Source organism: Vibrio sp. AH4, assembly GCF_030710545.1.
Classification (GTDB): domain Bacteria; phylum Pseudomonadota; class Gammaproteobacteria; order Enterobacterales; family Vibrionaceae; genus Vibrio; species Vibrio metoecus.
In genome coordinates this window covers 1,501,327-1,520,502 of sequence record NZ_JALAIV010000001.1, presented here as the reverse complement: position 1 = coordinate 1,520,502, position 19,176 = coordinate 1,501,327, and the positions used below count along the sequence as shown (strand labels likewise).

The window sequence follows — 19,176 nt, the reverse complement described above, 5'->3', positions numbered from 1 at the left end:
TACGTAGTTTGGGCCAATCGAATTCTTCGATTGGCCTGATTTTTCCTGATTCTGTGACTCAGGATTAGACGCTAAATGATGCGCCGCAACCACACGTTGTTGTTGCATTTGGGTTATTCACGAAAAATCTTGAGCCTTCAAGACCTTCCGTATAGTCAACCACGCCACCGATCAAATACTGCAAACTCATCGGGTCAACCACCAAAACAACACCACTATTTTCAATCGTGGTATCACCTTCATTTACGGTTTCATCAAAAGTAAAGCCGTATTGAAAACCGCTACAACCACCACCGGTAATATAAACACGTAGCATCAACGATGGATTTTCTTCTTCAGCGATCAACGCTTTAACACGCGTTGCCGCCGCATCAGAAAAGGATAATGGTACATTAACTTCGCTCACGATGACCTCTCTCATTCGTGGAAAGTGCCGCAACATTCTAGAGTTCGATGCGCAGCACATCTAATAGTGATAATGGCAGCGATTATCCAATACCTGAGTTGGCCGTTCAAGTATTAGCCTTAATCCGAATGATTTTGACCGATAAATTCGCTTCATTCCTCGCGGTTTTGGGGTTTCAGACAGGGAAAATCGATCAAAATGTAGCGAAAACATTTCACCACCCAAAGCATCGGCGTACAATGCGCCCCAAAATTGGTCCGATTCATCATAAGAGGAAAGTAGCATGACCAAATCAGCCGAGTTGTATCAAAAGGCGCAAACCACTATTCCGGGTGGCGTTAACTCTCCAGTTCGTGCCTTTAACGGAGTAGGTGGTTCACCGATTTTCATTGATCGTGCCGATGGCGCGCTGATTTTTGATGCCGATGGTAAAGCATACATTGACTACGTGGGATCTTGGGGACCAATGATTCTCGGCCACAACCATGCGGTGATCCGTGAAGCGGTCATCCAAGCGGCACAACGTGGTTTAAGTTTCGGTGCCCCCACCGAAATGGAAATCATCATGGCAGAGTTGGTGTCTGAACTGGTTCCTTCCATGGAGCAACTGCGCATGGTGAACTCCGGTACTGAAGCCACGATGAGTGCTATCCGCCTTGCTCGTGGATACACCGGTCGCGATAAAATCGTCAAGTTTGAAGGCTGCTATCACGGCCATGCCGATAGCTTATTAGTTAAAGCAGGGTCTGGCGCGTTAACGCTTGGTCAACCAAGCTCACCTGGTGTGCCGGCCGATTTCGCCAAACATACTTTAACGGCTCGTTTTAACGATTTAGATTCCGTACGCGAACTGTTTGCCGCCAATAAAGGTGAAATTGCGTGCATTATTGTTGAACCTGTTGCCGGCAACATGAACTGTATTCCTCCTGTTGAAGGCTTCCATGAAGGTCTACGTGAAATCTGTGACCAAGAAGGCGCACTGCTGATTTTTGATGAAGTGATGACCGGTTTCCGCGTTGCACTGGGTGGCGCTCAAGCCCACTACAACATCAAGCCAGACTTAACCACTCTCGGTAAAGTGATCGGTGGTGGTATGCCCGTCGGCGCTTTCGGTGGTCGTCGTGAAGTGATGCAATACATTGCCCCAACAGGCCCGGTTTACCAAGCGGGTACACTTTCAGGCAACCCTATCGCGATGGCAGCAGGCTATGCCTGTCTAAATCTACTTCGTGAAGAAGGCAACGAGAAACGCTTAGCCGCAAAAACCAAACAACTGGCTGACGGCTTTAAATCACTGGCAGATCAACATGGCATTCCACTTTTGGTACACCAAGTTGGCGGCATGTTTGGCTTCTTCTTCACCGAACAAGAGAAAGTCACTTGCTATGAAGATGTCGCGCGTTGCGATGTAGAGCGTTTCAAACGTTTCTTCCACTTGATGTTGCAACACGGCGTTTATCTCGCACCATCGGCCTTTGAAGCTAGCTTTACCTCACTAGCTCACGGTTCAAAAGAGATTGAAGCCACATTAGAAGCCGCCGATCGCAGCTTTGCCATTTTGGCAGCGGAAGCGAAAGCTTAACAAACGGTGTGCTCTCACTTTTCAAAGGCAGCCGAGGCTGCCTTTTTCATTGAGCGACAATCTATTGCCAATAATAAACACTCATCAGTACTAGAGCGCAAATCACTACGCCAAACCACGGGATAGGTTTACGTTTCGCTTTTTTGTCACAACATTCGTTTTTATCACAACAGCCCATCTTGACCTCTAGATTGATAAGCAACTGAATTGGCGTCATTATAGCTCTTCAACTTACTTAAGGTGGATAACTCTCGTGTCAGAAAAAATTAAATTAGCCTCCAGTCATCGCGTATTAGTTGTGGCTCTGTTGGCTTCTGCACTCGCCTGTTACTGGTTAGTCGAGCCTTATATCAACTCGATTGTTATGGCGTTCATCATCTCGTTATTGATGTTCCCTATCCATGATTGGCTTGATAGAAAACTTCCCTCACACCATAACATCTCTGCCTTTTTATCCTGCGTGGTGCTGACCGTCATCGTGGTGATTCCGTTGTTGTTTATCTTCGGAGCCATTGTGCAACAAGGCTCTAAATTTTCTCAAAACCTTTATTCTTGGGTGACTCATGGCGGCATTCAGGAATTATTGAGTCATCCTTGGGTAGTAAAAGTGCTTGGCCTCGCCAATCAATATCTTCCTTTTGAAGAAATTAGCCCACAGCAAATCGCGCAGCGTGTTGCCCAATTTGCTACCACCTTTGGCAGTAATTTAGTCAGCATAAGCGCCAAAATTCTCGGGGATGCCACCAGCTTCGTGATGAATTTTTTCCTGATGTTATTTGTATTGTTCTTTTTATTGCGTGATCACGACAAAATTATCAGCGCAATCCGCCATATTCTTCCCCTATCGCGTAGCCAAGAAGATCGCTTGCTCAATGAAATTGAGAACGTCTCAAAATCGGCAGTGATGGGTTCATTTTTAACCGCGATCGCTCAAGGTTTTGCGGGAGGAATTGGTATGTGGTTAGCAGGATTCCCAGGGTTGTTTTGGGGAACCATGATGGGATTTGCCTCATTCATCCCCGTGGTGGGTACCGCTTTAATTTGGATCCCCGCGACGCTCTACCTCTTTTTAATTGGCGAAACCACTTGGGCTTTCTTCCTCGCAATATGGAGTATTGCGGTGGTGGGCTCGATTGATAACCTACTACGCCCATTCTTGATGCAGGGCAGTGCCGGTATGAATACTCTGATGATTTTTTTCTCGCTGCTCGGCGGAATTCAGTTATTTGGTTTGATCGGCCTAATTTATGGCCCGCTGATTTTTGCCATCACCATGGTACTGTTTAATATCTATGAAGAAGAATTTCGCAGCTTTTTAGATCAGCAAGATCAAAGCTAATCCAGAGTAAAGGCTTCATTCAAAGGGCGGATTATGCGAAAATCTGCCCCCTTTTATTGAGTAGAACGTGCCATGCAACACTATACCGCCCCGACTGAAATTGCCCTTCGCCAACTCGACTATTTTGCTGGTAAACATGTTCTGGTGGCGGGAGAGGCCGAAGATCGCTTTCCTATCGAACTTCGTCAGCATTGCGCTTCCGTTTCAGTGTTTACCACGCACTACGGCTACTATTCTCAGCTCAAACCGTTTGCTGAAATTAACTGCTATTTTGGCGAACAACTCACCGACGAGATCAACGCTGATTTGATCCTGCTCTACTGGCCAAAAGCCAAACAAGAAGCTGAGTATTTACTCGCAATGCTGCTTTCCAAGTTCGGCACAGGCACGGAACTTGTAGTGGTCGGGGAAAACCGTTCGGGTGTGAAGAGCATTGAGAAAATGTTTACGCCTTATGGTTCGATCTACAAATACGACTCGGCTCGTCGCTGCTCATTCTATTGGGGACAATGTGAAAATAAACCTGATGAGTTTGATATTTCTCAGTGGTTTAAATCATACTCTGTAACCTATCAAGGCCATGAATTAACGATTCGCAGCCTGCCTGGCGTGTTTAGTCATGGCGAATTTGATCTGGGTAGCCGACTGCTACTGGATACGTTACCCGCTCTCAGTGGTAAGGTGATCGATATTGGCTGTGGTGCTGGGGTGTTGGGCTGTGTTATGGCAAAACTCAACCCTGAAATTGAACTGGAAATGACCGATATTAGCGCTCTGGCGATTCGTTCTAGTCAAGAAACCCTTATCGCTAATCAACTAAGTGGTCGGGTTTATCCGTCTGATATGCTCTCGAATGTAGGAAGCCAATACCACTATATCGTCACCAATCCACCTTTCCATTCAGGTTTAGACACGCGCTACAGCCCTACAGAACAACTCTTGGCTGAATCCATCCACCATTTAGCCGCCACTGGCTCACTTTGGGTTGTGGCCAACAGCTTTTTAAAATATCCACCAATCATTGAGCGAGCGTTTGGGCACTGCGACATTGCAGCGAAAACGACTAAGTTTGCCATCTATCACGCTAAAAAATAACTTCTTACATTTTGCCGCTTTTGACGTAAATATGCTCAAAATGCGGCACCTTCCTCACGTTTTTTGCGCCTATGCCCACGCTTTAGCTTGGACTTACTTGTCAAAGTAAAAAAACTCGTTAATTTCGTTACTTTAGGTTTTTCTTGTCATTCACCCGCTCATGGCTCGCGAGCGCCAACGAGTATCACCAAAAGTAACGCCTTAATTATGTTTAGGTTCTATCGAAAACAAAAATTCAAGCGCCTGCAGAATACCCTGATGGCGGCCTTTTTGGCTCTTAGCATTATTCCATTGACGATTACCGCGCTGTTTTTCCTCCATTCCCACAGTAAAGACTTGGAAGAGCAAAGCACCTCATACCTCGTTTCGGTACGAGATACCAAGCAGCAGCAAGTGATCGATTACATGATGGCCAAAGAGTCAGAAGTCATGGGCTTTGTCCGTTCCGAGCTTGCTTATGCCAGTGGCGGACGTTTTTATGGTTTAGTCAATGCATTCCAACGCTTGGATGTCAGTATCGAAGCGGCTCGTGAACATGCCCAGCAGCGTTACATCCCCGGTTCTGGCGATCAAATAAAAACGTCAGTGCTGCCACAATCCAGCAGTTATGTGGGAAGCGAACGTTACCGGTTACTACACAAACGCTATCACTGGGCCTTTTTAGAACTGCTAAAACGCTCAGATTTCGATGACATTCTCTTAGTTGATATTGAAGGCAACGTCGTTTACTCCATTTATAAATACGACAACTTTGGCACCAATTTATTAACGGGCAAATATCAAGATGCCAACCTAGGGCATACGTTTAAACGTCTAGAACAAACGGTCAATGAACAACGCAAAACCAATGAAGACTTCACCCCAGTGGTCATCTCAGATTTTGTCGAAGAAGACGGAAAACAGTACGCTTGGCTCGGCGCACCAATTATTCAACAAGGCTACTTACACAGCTATGCCATGTTCCGCCTACCCAGTAATGCCATCACCAAACTGATCGCCGATGGCAACAATAATCCATCAATGCAAACCATACTCGTCGGCCAAGATCTGCGTTCACGAACGTTAACGTCTGCAGAAATCGCCGTCGAAAAGAGCAAACAGGTGGTCGAGCTCGCCTTGTCTGGCAAACGTTCGGTAGGTACCTATACCAATACCGATGGTGAACAAGTCATTGCTGCTTATGCCCCTATCAATCTGAAAAGCATTCATTGGGCCTTAGTGGTTGAGCTTCCAGAAAAAGAAGCGTTTGCCCGTGTACGTCAATTGGAAAAGCTCTTTGTTTTTGCCATGTTGACTGCAATTGTATTGGTGGTGATAGCTTCGCATTATCTCTCGAACTTTATTACCGCCCCACTATTAAAACTCACTTGGGCCGCAGAACGTGTCTCTGCCGGAGATCTTGATGAGGCAATGATCAATACCGAGCGGAAAGATGAAATTGGTCGTTTAGCCGTCAGTTTCGAGCGAATGCAGCGCTCTATCCGTGAAAAAATCTCACTCATCAAATCACAAAATAAAGAGTTAGAGAGCAACCTGCTGATCATCCGTAAACAGAACGATGAATTGCAGCTCGCGAACAAGCTCAAAGATGAATTCCTCGCCACCACATCACACGAATTGCGTACTCCACTACACGGTATGATTGGAATTGCCGAAGCATTAGTTTCAGGTGCCAATGGCCCACTGACCGCCGCTCATAAATATCAACTCGATATCATTATTAGTAGTGGTCAGCGCTTAGCCACCTTGGTGGACGATTTGCTGGATTATCACAAAATGCGCTATGGCGCGTTGGATATTCAAAAAGGCGCCGTCGATTTATCCAGTGCGACGCGGTTAGTTTTGGAGCTCTCGCATCACTTACTCGGCAAAAAAACACTGCGTATTATTAACCAAGTTCCAGAGCTACCAGTCTGGGTTTCTGCGGATCCACAACGCTTGGAGCAAGTGCTGTATAACCTGATTGGTAATGCGATTAAATATACGTCGGAAGGCAAGATTGTTATCTCCGCAACCTATATGGACGATAAAATCCGCGTACAGGTGGTGGATACTGGCCAAGGTATTCCTGCCGAGCAACTGGAGCAAATATTCGAACCTCTGATCCAAGCAGGTCGAGATGCGAGCCGCTACCGTCAGGGCGCGGGATTAGGGTTGTCTATCAGCCGTCAGCTTATTGAACTGATGAATGGTACACTTTATGTCAGCAGCCAGCCGATGGTTGGCACGACATTTAGCTTTACTCTACCGCTAGCGACTCAAGATGAGATTGCTCAAGCACGCTTAACTGAACTGCCCCACTTCCAAGCTCCAGAAATTTTGGATGCCGAACTTCCAGAGCAGAGCACGCTGCCTGAAAATGAGCACGGTCCATTACTTTTAGTCGCTGATGATGAACCCGTTAATCTCAGAGTATTAGACAGCTTCTTACGTCTTGAAGGTTACCGTGTGCATACTGTACAAGATGGTCATGAAGTGCTTGAAGCCGTGAAACGTGAAAAGCCTGAGCTCTTGTTACTCGACATCATGATGCCAGGCATGAGCGGTTATCAAGTGTGTGAAAAACTGAGACAAAGTTACGACCATGCTGAGCTCCCCATCATTATGCTAACGGCCCTGAATCAGTCCGATGACCGAGTGCGTGGCTTTGAAGCCGGTGCGAATGACTACTTATCGAAGCCATTTAACAAACAAGAGCTGGCGGCTCGTATCGTAGCTCACCTTACCGCGAGCAAAGCAGAGTTGCGCCGTGTTGAAAATGCGCAGCTTCAAAAAGAGTTAAAACACCGTGCGATGGTTGAAGCGAGTCTCCTTGAAACTCAAGGACGCTTGTTAGAACAACTAGAATCCGCCCCAGAAGCGATACTGTGTGTCAAAGAAGGCAATAAAATACGCTTTGCCAACGAGGCCGCATCACGCCTATTTAGACGCACGCCAGAGCAGCTTAAACGCTCGAATGCAGAAGAGTTAATCGCCCCCAAATACCTCAACATCGATCAAGAACATTACTGCGGCAATATTGATGTTTACGTTGATGATGTGCGCCAACATTTATCCGCTGACGTACTACGCTTACCGGAAGGCTCCGGATTGCAAGCCATGTACATCTTTAATGTCGGAGGCAGTATTAATGCTGCACGTATTTATAATCTAGAAACCGCGGTAGAAGCCCTCTCAAGCTACGCTTTCGAAGGTGATAAAGATAAATTACAACAGCTCAAAGAATTGGGTGGTGAGTTCACTCGCCTGGCCGATAAAGCATCCGGTGAGTATCAATCCAAACAAGATTTGATGCGTAGTGTCTTGGTCGAAGCCATGACCAGCGCTCTTGATTATTGGGAGCGAGTCTCAGGACAAAGTAAATTTACCTTTGCTGAACAAAGCGGCTTGTGGCGTGTGTATCTTGACCGCAGTACCTTACAAACTCGTACCTTAGATAAATATTTACGCATTGAGACATTGCCTAAAACACCACGCTGGAGAACGGTGCTTAACTCGCTCGATTACATCCTTGAGCACTGTAAAGAGTCAAGCCCAGATCGCACTCACATCGAGATGCAGCGCGATAAGCTACAGAAGTTACTCACCTCAGAATAGCACTATGATGCATAACCAAACCCACCGAAAGGTGGGTTTTTTATTGGTATCGTTAATCCATTTCCCTCGCCTTTCTCTCTCCAGTTTTACATGAAAAGTCCATGCCACAGACTTGATTTACGTAGCTAAAAAAGAACTTAATTGACTGATAAACTTGTTCACAAAAAGGGTAAAACCACCGTAAGAAAAGACTTAAACTCAGCCAAAACTGAGTATTTGTTTGAGATTGCGAAGGGGGTCACAACAATTCGCCAGATTTAATTCAATCGATTAAATTAACGTAAAACAAGGCTAGTGAGCGAGATCTCGTTACTAGAACACTCCAAAAAAAACCAATAAAATAAAGGAACCAAAGGTTAGTAGACACTAACAACCCTAACTCCATCTCGTCACTTTTGCGAGGCGAATCACCTCCTGATTTTTGCACAAAAATCACACATCAAAGTGTATTTTGACGTTAATAACGAGAGGCAAATAGGTTTTGACGTTTTTAACGGGAAAGGGAATTGATAAATTTCTTGGCAAGGTGTTTTCTTACTCCTGCCAAAGGCCTACAGGCCACTCATTTCTTCCCCTTCCCTCCGACGGGCGAAAAATAACATGAGGTAGGTCTTGGAGAGTGTTTATCAATTGATGACATTCCATCCATTAGTGAAATGAAAGCAACTAGTAAGGAACAGCTATGCTTGCCAATATTAAAAAGACAGCACTAGCCGCCGCAGTAATCGCAGCAGCAACCAGTGTCTCAGCTCCAGCGTTTGCACGTAGTGAGCTAACCATCGTGCCAGATTTCTACCCTACAATGGTACGTAACTTCAACCCGTACCTAGCAACGAACCTGCGTACAACCACTGACTTTATCTATGAACCTCTGGTTGTATTCAATGAGATGAAAGGTAATACGCCTGTATTCCGTCTGGCTGAAAGCTACAAAATGGCTGACGACCTGATGAGCGTGACTTTCGATATCCGTAAAGGCGTTAAGTGGTCTGATGGTGAAGCGTTCACAGCAAATGACGTGGTTTACTCTTTCAATCTGCTGAAAGCGAAACCAGAACTTGACCAACGTGGTATCAACAAATGGGTAACTAGCGTTGAGAAAGTAGACGATTACAAAGTGCGTTTCCGTCTGTCTGAAGCAAACTCTAACGTACCTTATGAGATTTCTCTGATTCCTATCGTTGCTGAGCACGTATGGAAAGAAGTGAAAGATCCAACGACCTTCACTAACGAAAACCCTGTAGGTACTGGTCCTTTCACCGTAATCGACACTTTCACCCCACAACTGTACATTCAATGTCGCAACCCGAACTACTGGGATGCTGCGAATTTGGAAGTTGACTGTCTGCGTGTTCCACAGATCGCAAACAACGACCAACTGTTGGGCAAAATCGTAAACTCTGAACTTGACTGGACTTCTTCATTCGTTCCAGATATCGACCGTACTTACGCAGCAGCGAACCCTAACCACCACTACTGGTATCCAGCAGCGGGTACTCAGGCGTTCATGGTTAACTTCAAAAACCCAGATGCAGCGAAAAAAGAAGCACTGGATAACGTAGACTTCCGTCGTGCGTTCTCTATGGCTCTTGATCGTCAAACTATCATCGATATCGCCTTCTACGGCAGCGGTACAGTGAACGATTACGCATCAGGTCTAGGCTATGCATTCGAAGCATGGTCTGATGAAGCGACACACAACAAGTACAAAGGCTTCAACACGTATGACGTTGAAGGCTCTAAGAAACTACTGGCAAAAGCGGGCTTCAAAGATGTAAACGGTGACGGTTTCGTTGAAACTCCATCAGGCAAATCTTTCGAACTGCTGATCCAATCTCCAAATGGCTGGACTGACTTCAACAACACAGTTCAACTTGCAGTAGAACAGCTACAAGAAGTGGGTATCAAAGCGAAAGCACGTACTCCAGAATTCGCGGTTTATAACCAAGCAATGCTGGAAGGTACTTACGACGTTGCGTACACCAACTACTTCCACGGCGCAGATCCATACACTTACTGGAACAGTGCATACAACTCAGCACTACAATCTGGTGATGGTATGCCACGCTTCGCAATGCACTACTTCACAGACAAGAAGCTCGATGGCTTGCTAGACAGCTTCTACAAAACAGCAGACAAGAACGAGCAGCTAGCGATCGCTCACGGTATTCAGAAGATCATTGCTGAAAACCAAGTGACTATCCCTGTTATGTCTGGTGCATGGATGTATCAGTACAACACCACTCGCTTCACTGGCTGGTGGAATGAAGAAAATCCACAGGGCCGTCCAAGCGTTTGGGCTGGTATCCCAGAGCGTCTACTACACGTACTGGATCTGAAACCAGTTAAGTAATACACGTTCATTTCTTGCGGCGCACGCTGTGCGCCGCCTATCTAAATCCCCTCATGTTGTTAAGCAAACATATGGCGCTCGTCGTCAGGGGATTTCTCGCTCTCAAATTCGCTAGGGGCGAGACCTGAAACCAGAGACAGGACAAAACTGGGTGAGTAAGGTGTAAGTTATGGGTTACTTTTTAAGACGATTGTCGTTCTATTTTGCCGCGTTGCTGGTTGCAGCAACATTAAACTTTATTATTCCGCGTGCCATGCCTGGTGATCCCGTCACCATGATGTTTGCTAACGCAACCGCACAAGTTACCCCAGAGCGTATTGAAGCAATGAAACAGCTTCTGGGCTTTGTGGATGGTCCTTGGTATGTCCAATACATGACATACATTAAAAGCATCCTGACTTGGGAACTCGGCACCTCAATCAAATTCTACCCTTTGAGTGTGAATGAACTGCTTGGTGGCGCTTTTGGCTGGTCACTGTTCCTTGCAGGTACCGCAGTTATTATCTCTTTCTCCATCGGTTCTGTACTCGGCATCTTTGCCGCGTGGAAACGTGGTAGCCGTTACGACACTTTTATCACACCAGGTATGTTGGTTATTCAAGCAGTGCCTCAAGTGGTTATTGCGATGTTGGCGATGTTCACTTTCGCTATCGGCTTAGGTTGGTTCCCAACGGGTTACGCTTATACCGCAGGCACAATGCCTGATTGGACAAGCTGGGCATTCATTAAAGACGTCAGCTATCACGCGGTACTTCCTTTGGTCTGTGCTTCGATTGTGCAAATCGGTGGTTTCTTGGTCAACATGCGTAACAACATGATTAACCTGCTCGCTGAAGACTATATCACCATGGCAAAAGGTAAAGGCTTGAGCGAAAACCGCGTGGTCTTTAACTATGCGGCACGTAATGCTCTGTTACCTAGTGTCACAGCACTTTCTATGTCTCTCGGTATGGCGATTGGTGGCCAGTTGATTATTGAAATCATCTTCAACTATCCAGGTTTAGGCACTGTGCTATTTAACGCTATCACCGCGCGTGACTATCAAGTTTTGCAAGGCCAGTTACTGATCATGACTCTGTTCATGCTGTTCTTTAACCTACTGGCTGACATGTTATACGTTGTTCTAGACCCTCGCTTACGCAAGGGAGGTAAATAATCATGAAAGCACTTTGGAAACTCTTACGCGGCAACCGTATGGCGATGATTGGCGTGACCATCTTAAGCCTGTTTTTTCTGCTCGCGGTCGCAGCGCCTCTTATTACCTCTCATGCTCCTGATAAACGCACGGGTAACCCACATGAATACCCAGCGTTTGTTGTGAAAGCCGCCAAAGCAAACCCAGATGGCTGGGTAGCTGAAAACTTAGCAACCGATCGCCGTACATTGGCGATGTCTAAAAAAGCCGATCACATACTCGGTACCACCCGTATGGGTCGTGATGTGTGGTCTCAAGTTGCTTACGGTGCTCGCGTATCGTTAGCAGTAGGCTTCGGCGCTGGTATCACTGTCTGTTTCTTAGCCACAGTCATCGGTGTTTCGGCTGGCTATTTTGGAGGGAAAATTGATGACTTCCTCACTGCCGCAATGAACATCATGCTGGTGATTCCACAGTACCCATTGTTGTTCGTATTGGCCGCCTTTATCGGTGAGGCAGGGCCTTTAACCATCGCCTTGATTATCGGGTGTACCTCCTGGGCTTGGGGTGCGCGGGTGGTACGTTCACAAACCATGGCACTGCGTGAAAAAGAGTTCGTTAAAGCTGCTGAAGTTCTGGGTGAATCTTCATGGCGCATCATCTTTGTTGAGATTCTGCCAAACCTTATCTCCATCGTAGGTGCAAGTTTTATCGGTTCGGTGATGTACGCCATCATGATGGAAGCGACGATTTCCTTCTTAGGCTTAGGCGATCCAAACACCATCAGCTGGGGCATCATGCTGTACAACGTACAAACTTCATCATCCATGCTGATCGGCGCTTGGTGGGAACTGTTAGCACCTTGTATCTCACTGACCGTGTTAGTAACAGGCCTTGCTCTGCTGAACTTTGCAGTTGATGAAATTGCTAACCCACAATTGCGTTCACACAAAGGCATGAAGCGTTGGAAAAACCTTGCTAAGCAAGATCAAAAAGCGCGTCAGCCAAATTTACCACCACAAAATGCACTTTGGAGCGGAGATAAATAATCATGACTGCACCACTAATCTCAATCCGCAACTTATGCGTGGACTACATTACCGATGCGGGTGATGTCCGTGCCTGTAACAATGTGAGCTTTGATTTAGCGCCAGGCGAGGTGTTTGGCCTTGCCGGTGAGTCTGGTTGTGGTAAATCAACCGTAGCTTTCTCGCTAATGCGCCTGCATAAGCCGCCCGCGTTTATCACTGGTGGCGAGGTGATCTTCAACGGTGAAGATATCCTGAAATACAGCGACGAACGTATGCAGTCTTTCCGCTGGAAAGAAATGTCGATGGTGTTCCAAAGTGCGATGAACGCACTGAACCCTGTTCTGACTATGGAAGAGCAATTTTGTGATGTGATCATGCGCCATACCAATATGACGCGTGAACAAGCAAAACGTCGCGCTGAGGGTTTGTTAGAGATCGTGGATATTCATCCAAGCCGACTCAACGACTACCCACACCAGTTCTCTGGTGGTATGCGTCAACGCTTAGTGATTGCGATTGCGCTCGCACTCAATCCAAAAATGATCATTATGGATGAACCCACTACCGCTCTAGATGTAGTGGTACAGCGTGAAATCCTGCAAAAGATTTACGCACTCAAAGAAGAGTTTGGTTTCTCTATTTTGTTCATTACTCATGACTTGTCACTCATGGTCGAGTTCTCCGACCGTATCGGCATCATGTACTCCGGTGAATTGATTGAAGTTGCACCTTCAAAACAAATTCTGGAAACCCCTTACCATCCTTATACCAAAGGATTGGGAAGTTCTTTTCCACCATTAACTGGACCAAAAACGAAACTCACAGGGATCCCAGGAAACCCACTCAACTTGTTGGAAATTCCACAAGGCTGCCGTTTCCAAGCTCGCTGCGACCGAGTTCATGAAGCTTGTACTAAGGTACCGACCGTACTGCGCCAAATCGAGCATGGCCGTTTTTCTAACTGCCACCTCTATGGAGCAAGCGCCACAATAAAACGCTAAGGCGCACAGCAAGCAGTAGCAAAGAATTTCTGGAGACAATTATGAGCAAACCACTTGGCGAATTACTGGTTGAGGGAAAAAATCTGGTTAAGGATTTTGCAATCAACAGTAACGCACTCAAACAACCAATGATGCGTGCAATCAACGACGTATCATTCAAAATGTACAAAAGCCGCGGTTTATCGGTAGTGGGCGAATCTGGCTCAGGCAAATCCACCACCGCCAAAATGATCGCCAAAATGTATGCCCCAACCTCTGGCATCATCGAGTACAAAGGTCGTGATATCCAAGAGATCACGTCACGTGATGACTTGATGCACTACCGCGAAGGCGTGCAAATGGTATGGCAAGACCCGTTTGGTTCTCTCAACCCAACCCATACCATTTTCCATCATATTGCGCGCCCATTGCTGATCCACAAAAAGGTCACTCCTGGCAACAAAAAAGAGCTGGAAGAACGAGTTTACGAACTGCTTGAGCAAGTGGGTCTCATCCCACCCAAAGCCACTGCCGCTAAGTACCCACATCAACTTTCTGGTGGCCAACGTCAACGCGTTAACTTAGCGCGTAACATCGCGGTAGGTGCCGAAGTCGTTCTGGCGGATGAACCTACTTCGATGTTGGACGTTTCAATCCGTGCTGGCGTACTTAACTTGATGGAAGAGATGAAGTTCGAGCGTCAAATGTCACTGCTGTACATCACGCACGACATCGCTACCGCTCGCTACATCGCTGAAGACTTGGCCGTTATGTACGTAGGACACATGGTGGAATGGGGTGACACCGATGAGATCATTCACGATCCACAGCACCCTTACACCAAGTTGTTAGTGTCTGCCGTGCCGGATCCGAAAAAGTCGATCCATGAAAAATTGGAAGGCAATAAGGGCGAAATCCCACTTTGGACACCAAGTTCTGTCGGTTGTCCATTTGCAGGTCGCTGTTTGCACGCTTCCGCGAAATGTCGCGAAGCCTTACCAGAAGTCACGCAACTGTCTGACAACCACTTTGTACGTTGTTATCTGTTTGAAAAGTAAAAAACCAGTAGCTCCCTGCCTAGCAGGGAGCTTACTCAATCCATACTGTGGAGAAAATGAATGCAGTTACTGACCAACCACATTGGCTATGAAATCAAAGGCCCCAAACAAGCAGTATTGCTCTGCGGGCAAGCACAATTAATGGATGATTGTGTGCTTTTGGTTTGCGCTCGTAGCCACCAAACCGTAGCAACGCTCCCGATTGAGCGTCACGGTAGCGTGGACAACTGGCATCAGGGACAATTTCATCGTATCGATTTCTCGAATTTTACAACTCCGGGCGACTACTATTTGCGTCTGGATCACACTCATTCTGCCACCTTTACCATTGCGCAAGGCGTATTAATGCAACGCACATTCTCCGATGTGCTGCACTACTTCAAATCGCAACGCTGCACTGGGCAGTTTGATCAGCAAGACAAGCAAGTACCGCTGCTGGGCACATCAACCACTGCCGATGTGCACGGCGGCTGGTACGACGCTTCAGGTGACGTTAGTAAATACCTCAGTCACCTTTCTTACGCTAACTATTTGAACCCACAACAAACACCTATGGTGGTCTGGAACATGCTCAAAGGGTTAGCGGTTTTACAACATCACTCGGGTTTTGCGCCTTTTTCCCGCACTCGCCTCAAGGATGAAGCGTTGTTTGGTGCTGATTTTCTGCGTCGTATGCAAAACTCCGAGGGATTTTTTTATATGACCGTCTTTGACAAATGGAGCAAAGACATCAAACAACGCGAGATTTGTGCCTATGCCACTCAAAAAGGGCATAAGTCAGCCAACTATCAAGCAGGTTTCCGTCAAGGCGGTGGCATGGCCATCGCGGCACTTGCTGCTGCGGCTCGTTTAGAAACGCACGGTGAATATACTCAAGCGGAGTATTTGCAAGCGGCAGAAACAGGTTATTGGCATCTAAAACAACACAACACTCAATACCTTGATGATGGTGTTGAAAATATTATTGATGAATATTGCGCACTGTTGGCATGTTGTGAGCTTTACCGCAGCACAGAGAACACACAGTATCTCACTCAAGCGCGTGAGTGGGCTGAGCGTTTAGCTCAGCGCCAATGCAGTGATGAGCAGGTTACGCACTATTGGTCTGCTACTAGCAACGGTGAGCGCCCATACTTCCACGCCTCCGATGCGGGTTTGCCTGTTATCGCATTGTGTGAATACCTCAATATCGAAACCGACACGGCTAACTATGCCCAGCTACAACGGGTTATCGAACAAGCCTGCCAGTTCGAACTAACCATCACCCAACAAGTCACTAATCCGTTTGGTTATCCACGCCAGTATGTAAAAGGCGTAGAAAGCGCGAAACGCACCAGTTTCTTCATCGCACAAGACAACGAAAGTGGTTACTGGTGGCAAGGTGAAAATGCTCGCTTAGCTTCACTCGCTAGCATGGCTTATTTGGCTCAACCGCATTTAAATATTGAGACTGCCGAGTCACTACAACATTGGGCGCAAAATGCCCTGAACTGGATTGTCGGCCTCAACCCATACGACATGTGCATGCTCGATGGGCATGGGCACAACAACCCAGACTACCTCCCTCATTTAGGCTTTTTCAATGCTAAAGGCGGTGTGTGTAACGGTATTACTGCGGGCTTTGATGACCCAAGAGATATCGCGTTTAACCCAGCAGGGCAAAAAGACGACATGCTGCAAAACTGGCGCTGGGGGGAACAATGGATCCCGCATGGTGCTTGGTATTTGCTCGCCATCATCAGTCAGTATGATCACTTTACTGCGCATGGGGAGGAGATCTGATGAACTACTACGTTGGCATTGACGGTGGCGGTACCTCTTGCCGTGCACGTATTCGCAACCAACAAGGTGAATGGATTGGCGAAGCAAAAAGTGGCAGCGCCAACATCATGTTGGGAGTCGATGTGGCACTGAACTCGGTGATTGATGCAATTACTCAAGCGGCTGAACAAGGTGGGTTATCCCAAAATGATTTTGCCCATATGCATGTCGGCCTTGCATTAGCTGGAGCCGAGCAAAAAGAAGCATGGCACGCCTTTATGCAGCAACCCCATCCATTTGCTTCCATCACCTTAAATACCGATGCTTATGGCGCTTGCCTTGGTGCTCACCTAGGCGAAGATGGCGCCATCATGATCGCCGGAACCGGTTCTTGCGGCATTTTGCTCAAAGCGGGCAAACAGTACGTGGTGGGTGGTCGTGAGTTCCCGATTTCGGATCAAGGCAGCGGCGCTGTCATGGGGTTACGCCTTATCCAACAAGTGTTACTCGCTCAAGATGATATTCGTCCTCATAGCCCCTTGAGTGAAGTGGTCATGAGCCATTTCAAACATGATATTGACGCGATTGTTTCTTGGTCGAAAACCGCGCTTCCCCGCGATTACGGTCAATTTTCACCGCAGATTTTTAGCCATGCTTATGCGGGTGATGGTTTAGCGATTGAGCTTCTCAAACAAACCGCAGCCGATATTGAAATGTTCTTAATCGCCTTACACCACAAAGGTGCAGAACGTATTTGCTTGATGGGCAGTATTGCCGAACGCATTCATGATTGGCTATCTCCACCGGTTCAGCAGTGGATAGTTAAGCCTCAGTCCGATGCGATTGAAGGCGCATTAATGTTTGCCGGTAAACCCGAGCACAACCTGTATTAAGGATGATTTATGACTTATCGAATTGAATTTGCTGTGCTCTCGGAACAAAAGCCGGATTGTCGTTTTGGTTTAACTTTACACAACCTGAGTGATCAAGATCTGCAAGACTGGTCGCTGCATTTTGTTATCGATCGTTATATTCAGCCAACCAGTGTCACGAATGGTCAACTAACCCAAATTGGCAGCTTATGTTCCATCGTGCCAACGGAAAAAGTATTGGCGGCCAATAGCCACTTCTACTGTGAATTCATCATTAAAACTGCGCCTTACCACTTCTATACCGATGGGGTAAAGCATGCCTTTGTACAACTCAATGATCAGCAGCCAGTTGAGCGTATTGATGTCGCTGTCAACCCGATCGTTCTCGCTTCACCGTTTCGTGAACGTAGCCAAATCCCACACGTTGAGGCCGCCGAGCTGTGCGTCATCCCAAAACCCAATTCACTTCAGCGCTTCAATGGTGAGTTTGTGGTCAGCAGTTCAAGCCAAATCTCTTTACAGTCCGACTTAGCCGCGCGTGCGGCACACTGGCTTGATAAAGAACTGTATAACCTACATGGTTTTACCCTCAATGCTGTTGGTCATAGCGACATCGTCTACCGTAATAATCCAATGTTGGATGAAGGCCGCTATCACCTCAATATTGATGCACAAGGCATTAAAATTGAGGCGGGCAGCCATAGTGGGTTTATGCACGCCAGTGCGACTTTGCTTCAACTAGCGCAGGCACAGCACGGGCGATTGAGCTTCCCACTGGTCAAAATTGCCGATGCGCCACGTTTTAAATATCGCGGCATGATGCTCGATTGTGCACGCCACTTTCACTCGCTTGAACAGGTCAAACGCGTGATTAACCAGCTAGCCCACTACAAATTTAACGTGTTCCACTGGCACCTCACAGATGATGAAGGCTGGCGTATTGAGATCAAACGCCTACCACAACTCACTGAAGTCGGGGCATGGCGTGGGATGGATGAAGCATTAGAGCCGCAATACAGCCTGCTGACTCAGCGTCATGGCGGTTTTTATACCCAAGATGAGATCCGTTCTGTTATTGAATACGCCAGCGATCGTGGCATTACCGTTATTCCGGAAATTGATGTGCCAGGACATAGCCGTGCCGCGATTAAAGCGCTGCCTGAATGGCTGCTCGATGAGGAAGATCGCTCACAGTACCGCAGTATTCAGTACTACAACGACAACGTACTCTCCCCCGCTTTACCAGGCACTTACCAATTCCTCGATATCGTGCTGGAAGAAGTCGCCGAATTATTCCCAAGCCAATTTATCCATATTGGTGCAGATGAAGTACCCAATGGCGTATGGGTAGACAGCCCGAAATGCCAAGCCTTAATGCAAGAACAAGGCTATACCGATCCGAAAGAGCTGCAAGGGCATTTGCTGCGTTATGCCGAGAAGAAGCTTAAGAGTTTAGGTAAGCGTATGGTGGGCTGGGAAGAAGCCCATCACGGCGACAAAGTGAGTAAAGACACGGTGATTTACTCTTGGTTATCAGAAAAAGCCGCGTTGGAATGCGCCAAACAAGGCTTTGATGTGATTTTACAACCGGGCCAATTCACCTATCTGGATATCGTTCAAGACTACGCGCCGGAAGAACCCGGTGTTGATTGGGCAGGCGTTACCCCGCTGGAGCGTGCTTACGGCTATGAGCCGTTAGCGGATATCCCAGCAGACGATCCTCTGCGCAAACGTATTTTGGGTGTTCAGTGCGCTTTATGGTGTGAGCTGATCAATAACCCAGAACGCATGGAATACATGCTCTATCCACGCTTAACCGCACTTGCGGAAGGCGGCTGGACAGAGAAATCCCAGCGTAATTGGTTGGATTATTTGGCGCGTTTAAAAGGGCACCTACCTCTGCTCGATAAGCAAGGCATCCCTTACCGCGCGCCTTGGAAGTAATTCCGCCTTGAAAGTAATTCTTC

General features: G+C 47.1%; 13 protein-coding genes. 12 read left to right on the top strand and 1 reads right to left on the bottom strand.

Annotation, left to right across the window (positions count from 1 at the left end; genetic code table 11):
* Positions 1–64 precede the first annotated feature (64 nt).
* The gene (erpA, locus tag MKA69_RS07220) at positions 65–406 is read right to left on the bottom strand and encodes an iron-sulfur cluster insertion protein ErpA (protein WP_000005744.1); all 342 of its coding nucleotides are present in this window, start codon (positions 404–406) and stop codon (positions 65–67) included.
* Positions 407–689: 283 nt separating this feature from the next.
* Here erpA and hemL point away from each other — a divergent pair, with 283 nt between their 5' ends.
* The 12 genes from hemL (at position 690) to MKA69_RS07160 (ending at position 19,153) form a co-directional block, all read left to right on the top strand.
* Complete coding sequence (hemL, locus tag MKA69_RS07215; protein WP_000167251.1) at positions 690–1,988, top strand: glutamate-1-semialdehyde 2,1-aminomutase; 1,299 nt, start codon at positions 690–692, stop codon at positions 1,986–1,988.
* A gap of 253 nt (positions 1,989–2,241) precedes the next feature.
* Positions 2,242–3,327: an AI-2E family transporter gene (locus tag MKA69_RS07210; RefSeq protein WP_055031728.1), complete on the top strand. Its 1,086-nt coding sequence runs from the start codon at positions 2,242–2,244 to the stop codon at positions 3,325–3,327.
* A 72-nt stretch (positions 3,328–3,399) separates the two neighbouring features.
* Positions 3,400–4,422 carry a 16S rRNA (guanine(1207)-N(2))-methyltransferase RsmC gene (gene rsmC, locus MKA69_RS07205; RefSeq protein ID WP_305847754.1) on the top strand — a complete coding sequence of 341 codons (1,023 nt, stop codon included), beginning with the start codon at positions 3,400–3,402 and terminating at the stop codon, positions 4,420–4,422.
* Positions 4,423–4,485: 63 nt separating this feature from the next.
* Positions 4,486–8,019 carry a two-component system sensor histidine kinase ChiS gene (gene chiS / locus MKA69_RS07200; RefSeq protein ID WP_170937967.1) on the top strand — a complete coding sequence of 1,178 codons (3,534 nt, stop codon included), beginning with the start codon at positions 4,486–4,488 and terminating at the stop codon, positions 8,017–8,019.
* A 682-nt stretch (positions 8,020–8,701) separates the two neighbouring features.
* Positions 8,702–10,372: an ABC transporter substrate-binding protein gene (locus MKA69_RS07195; protein ID WP_055029692.1), complete on the top strand. Its 1,671-nt coding sequence runs from the start codon at positions 8,702–8,704 to the stop codon at positions 10,370–10,372.
* Between the two features lie 169 nt (positions 10,373–10,541).
* A complete protein-coding gene (locus MKA69_RS07190; protein WP_000540340.1) occupies positions 10,542–11,528 on the top strand; it encodes an ABC transporter permease in 987 nt (328 codons plus the stop codon).
* 2 nt (positions 11,529–11,530) lie between these two features.
* Positions 11,531–12,556: an ABC transporter permease gene (locus MKA69_RS07185; RefSeq protein ID WP_000646272.1), complete on the top strand. Its 1,026-nt coding sequence runs from the start codon at positions 11,531–11,533 to the stop codon at positions 12,554–12,556.
* 2 nt (positions 12,557–12,558) lie between these two features.
* Positions 12,559–13,539, top strand: coding sequence for an ABC transporter ATP-binding protein (locus tag MKA69_RS07180; protein ID WP_000126485.1), 981 nt, complete (start codon positions 12,559–12,561; stop codon positions 13,537–13,539).
* A gap of 41 nt (positions 13,540–13,580) precedes the next feature.
* Entirely contained in the window at positions 13,581–14,576 is a 996-nt protein-coding gene (locus MKA69_RS07175; RefSeq protein WP_000042757.1) for an ABC transporter ATP-binding protein, read from the top strand.
* A gap of 60 nt (positions 14,577–14,636) precedes the next feature.
* Positions 14,637–16,358 (top strand): glycoside hydrolase family 9 protein, encoded by a 1,722-nt coding sequence (locus MKA69_RS07170; protein WP_305847753.1) that lies wholly within the window; start codon positions 14,637–14,639, stop codon positions 16,356–16,358.
* Entirely contained in the window at positions 16,358–17,230 is an 873-nt protein-coding gene (locus MKA69_RS07165) for an N-acetylglucosamine kinase (protein WP_001110410.1), read from the top strand. Before MKA69_RS07170 ends, MKA69_RS07165 begins: the two co-directional genes overlap by 1 nt.
* A gap of 9 nt (positions 17,231–17,239) precedes the next feature.
* Positions 17,240–19,153 (top strand): beta-N-acetylhexosaminidase, encoded by a 1,914-nt coding sequence (locus MKA69_RS07160; protein WP_305847752.1) that lies wholly within the window; start codon positions 17,240–17,242, stop codon positions 19,151–19,153.
* The last annotated feature ends 23 nt before the right edge of the window (positions 19,154–19,176 follow it).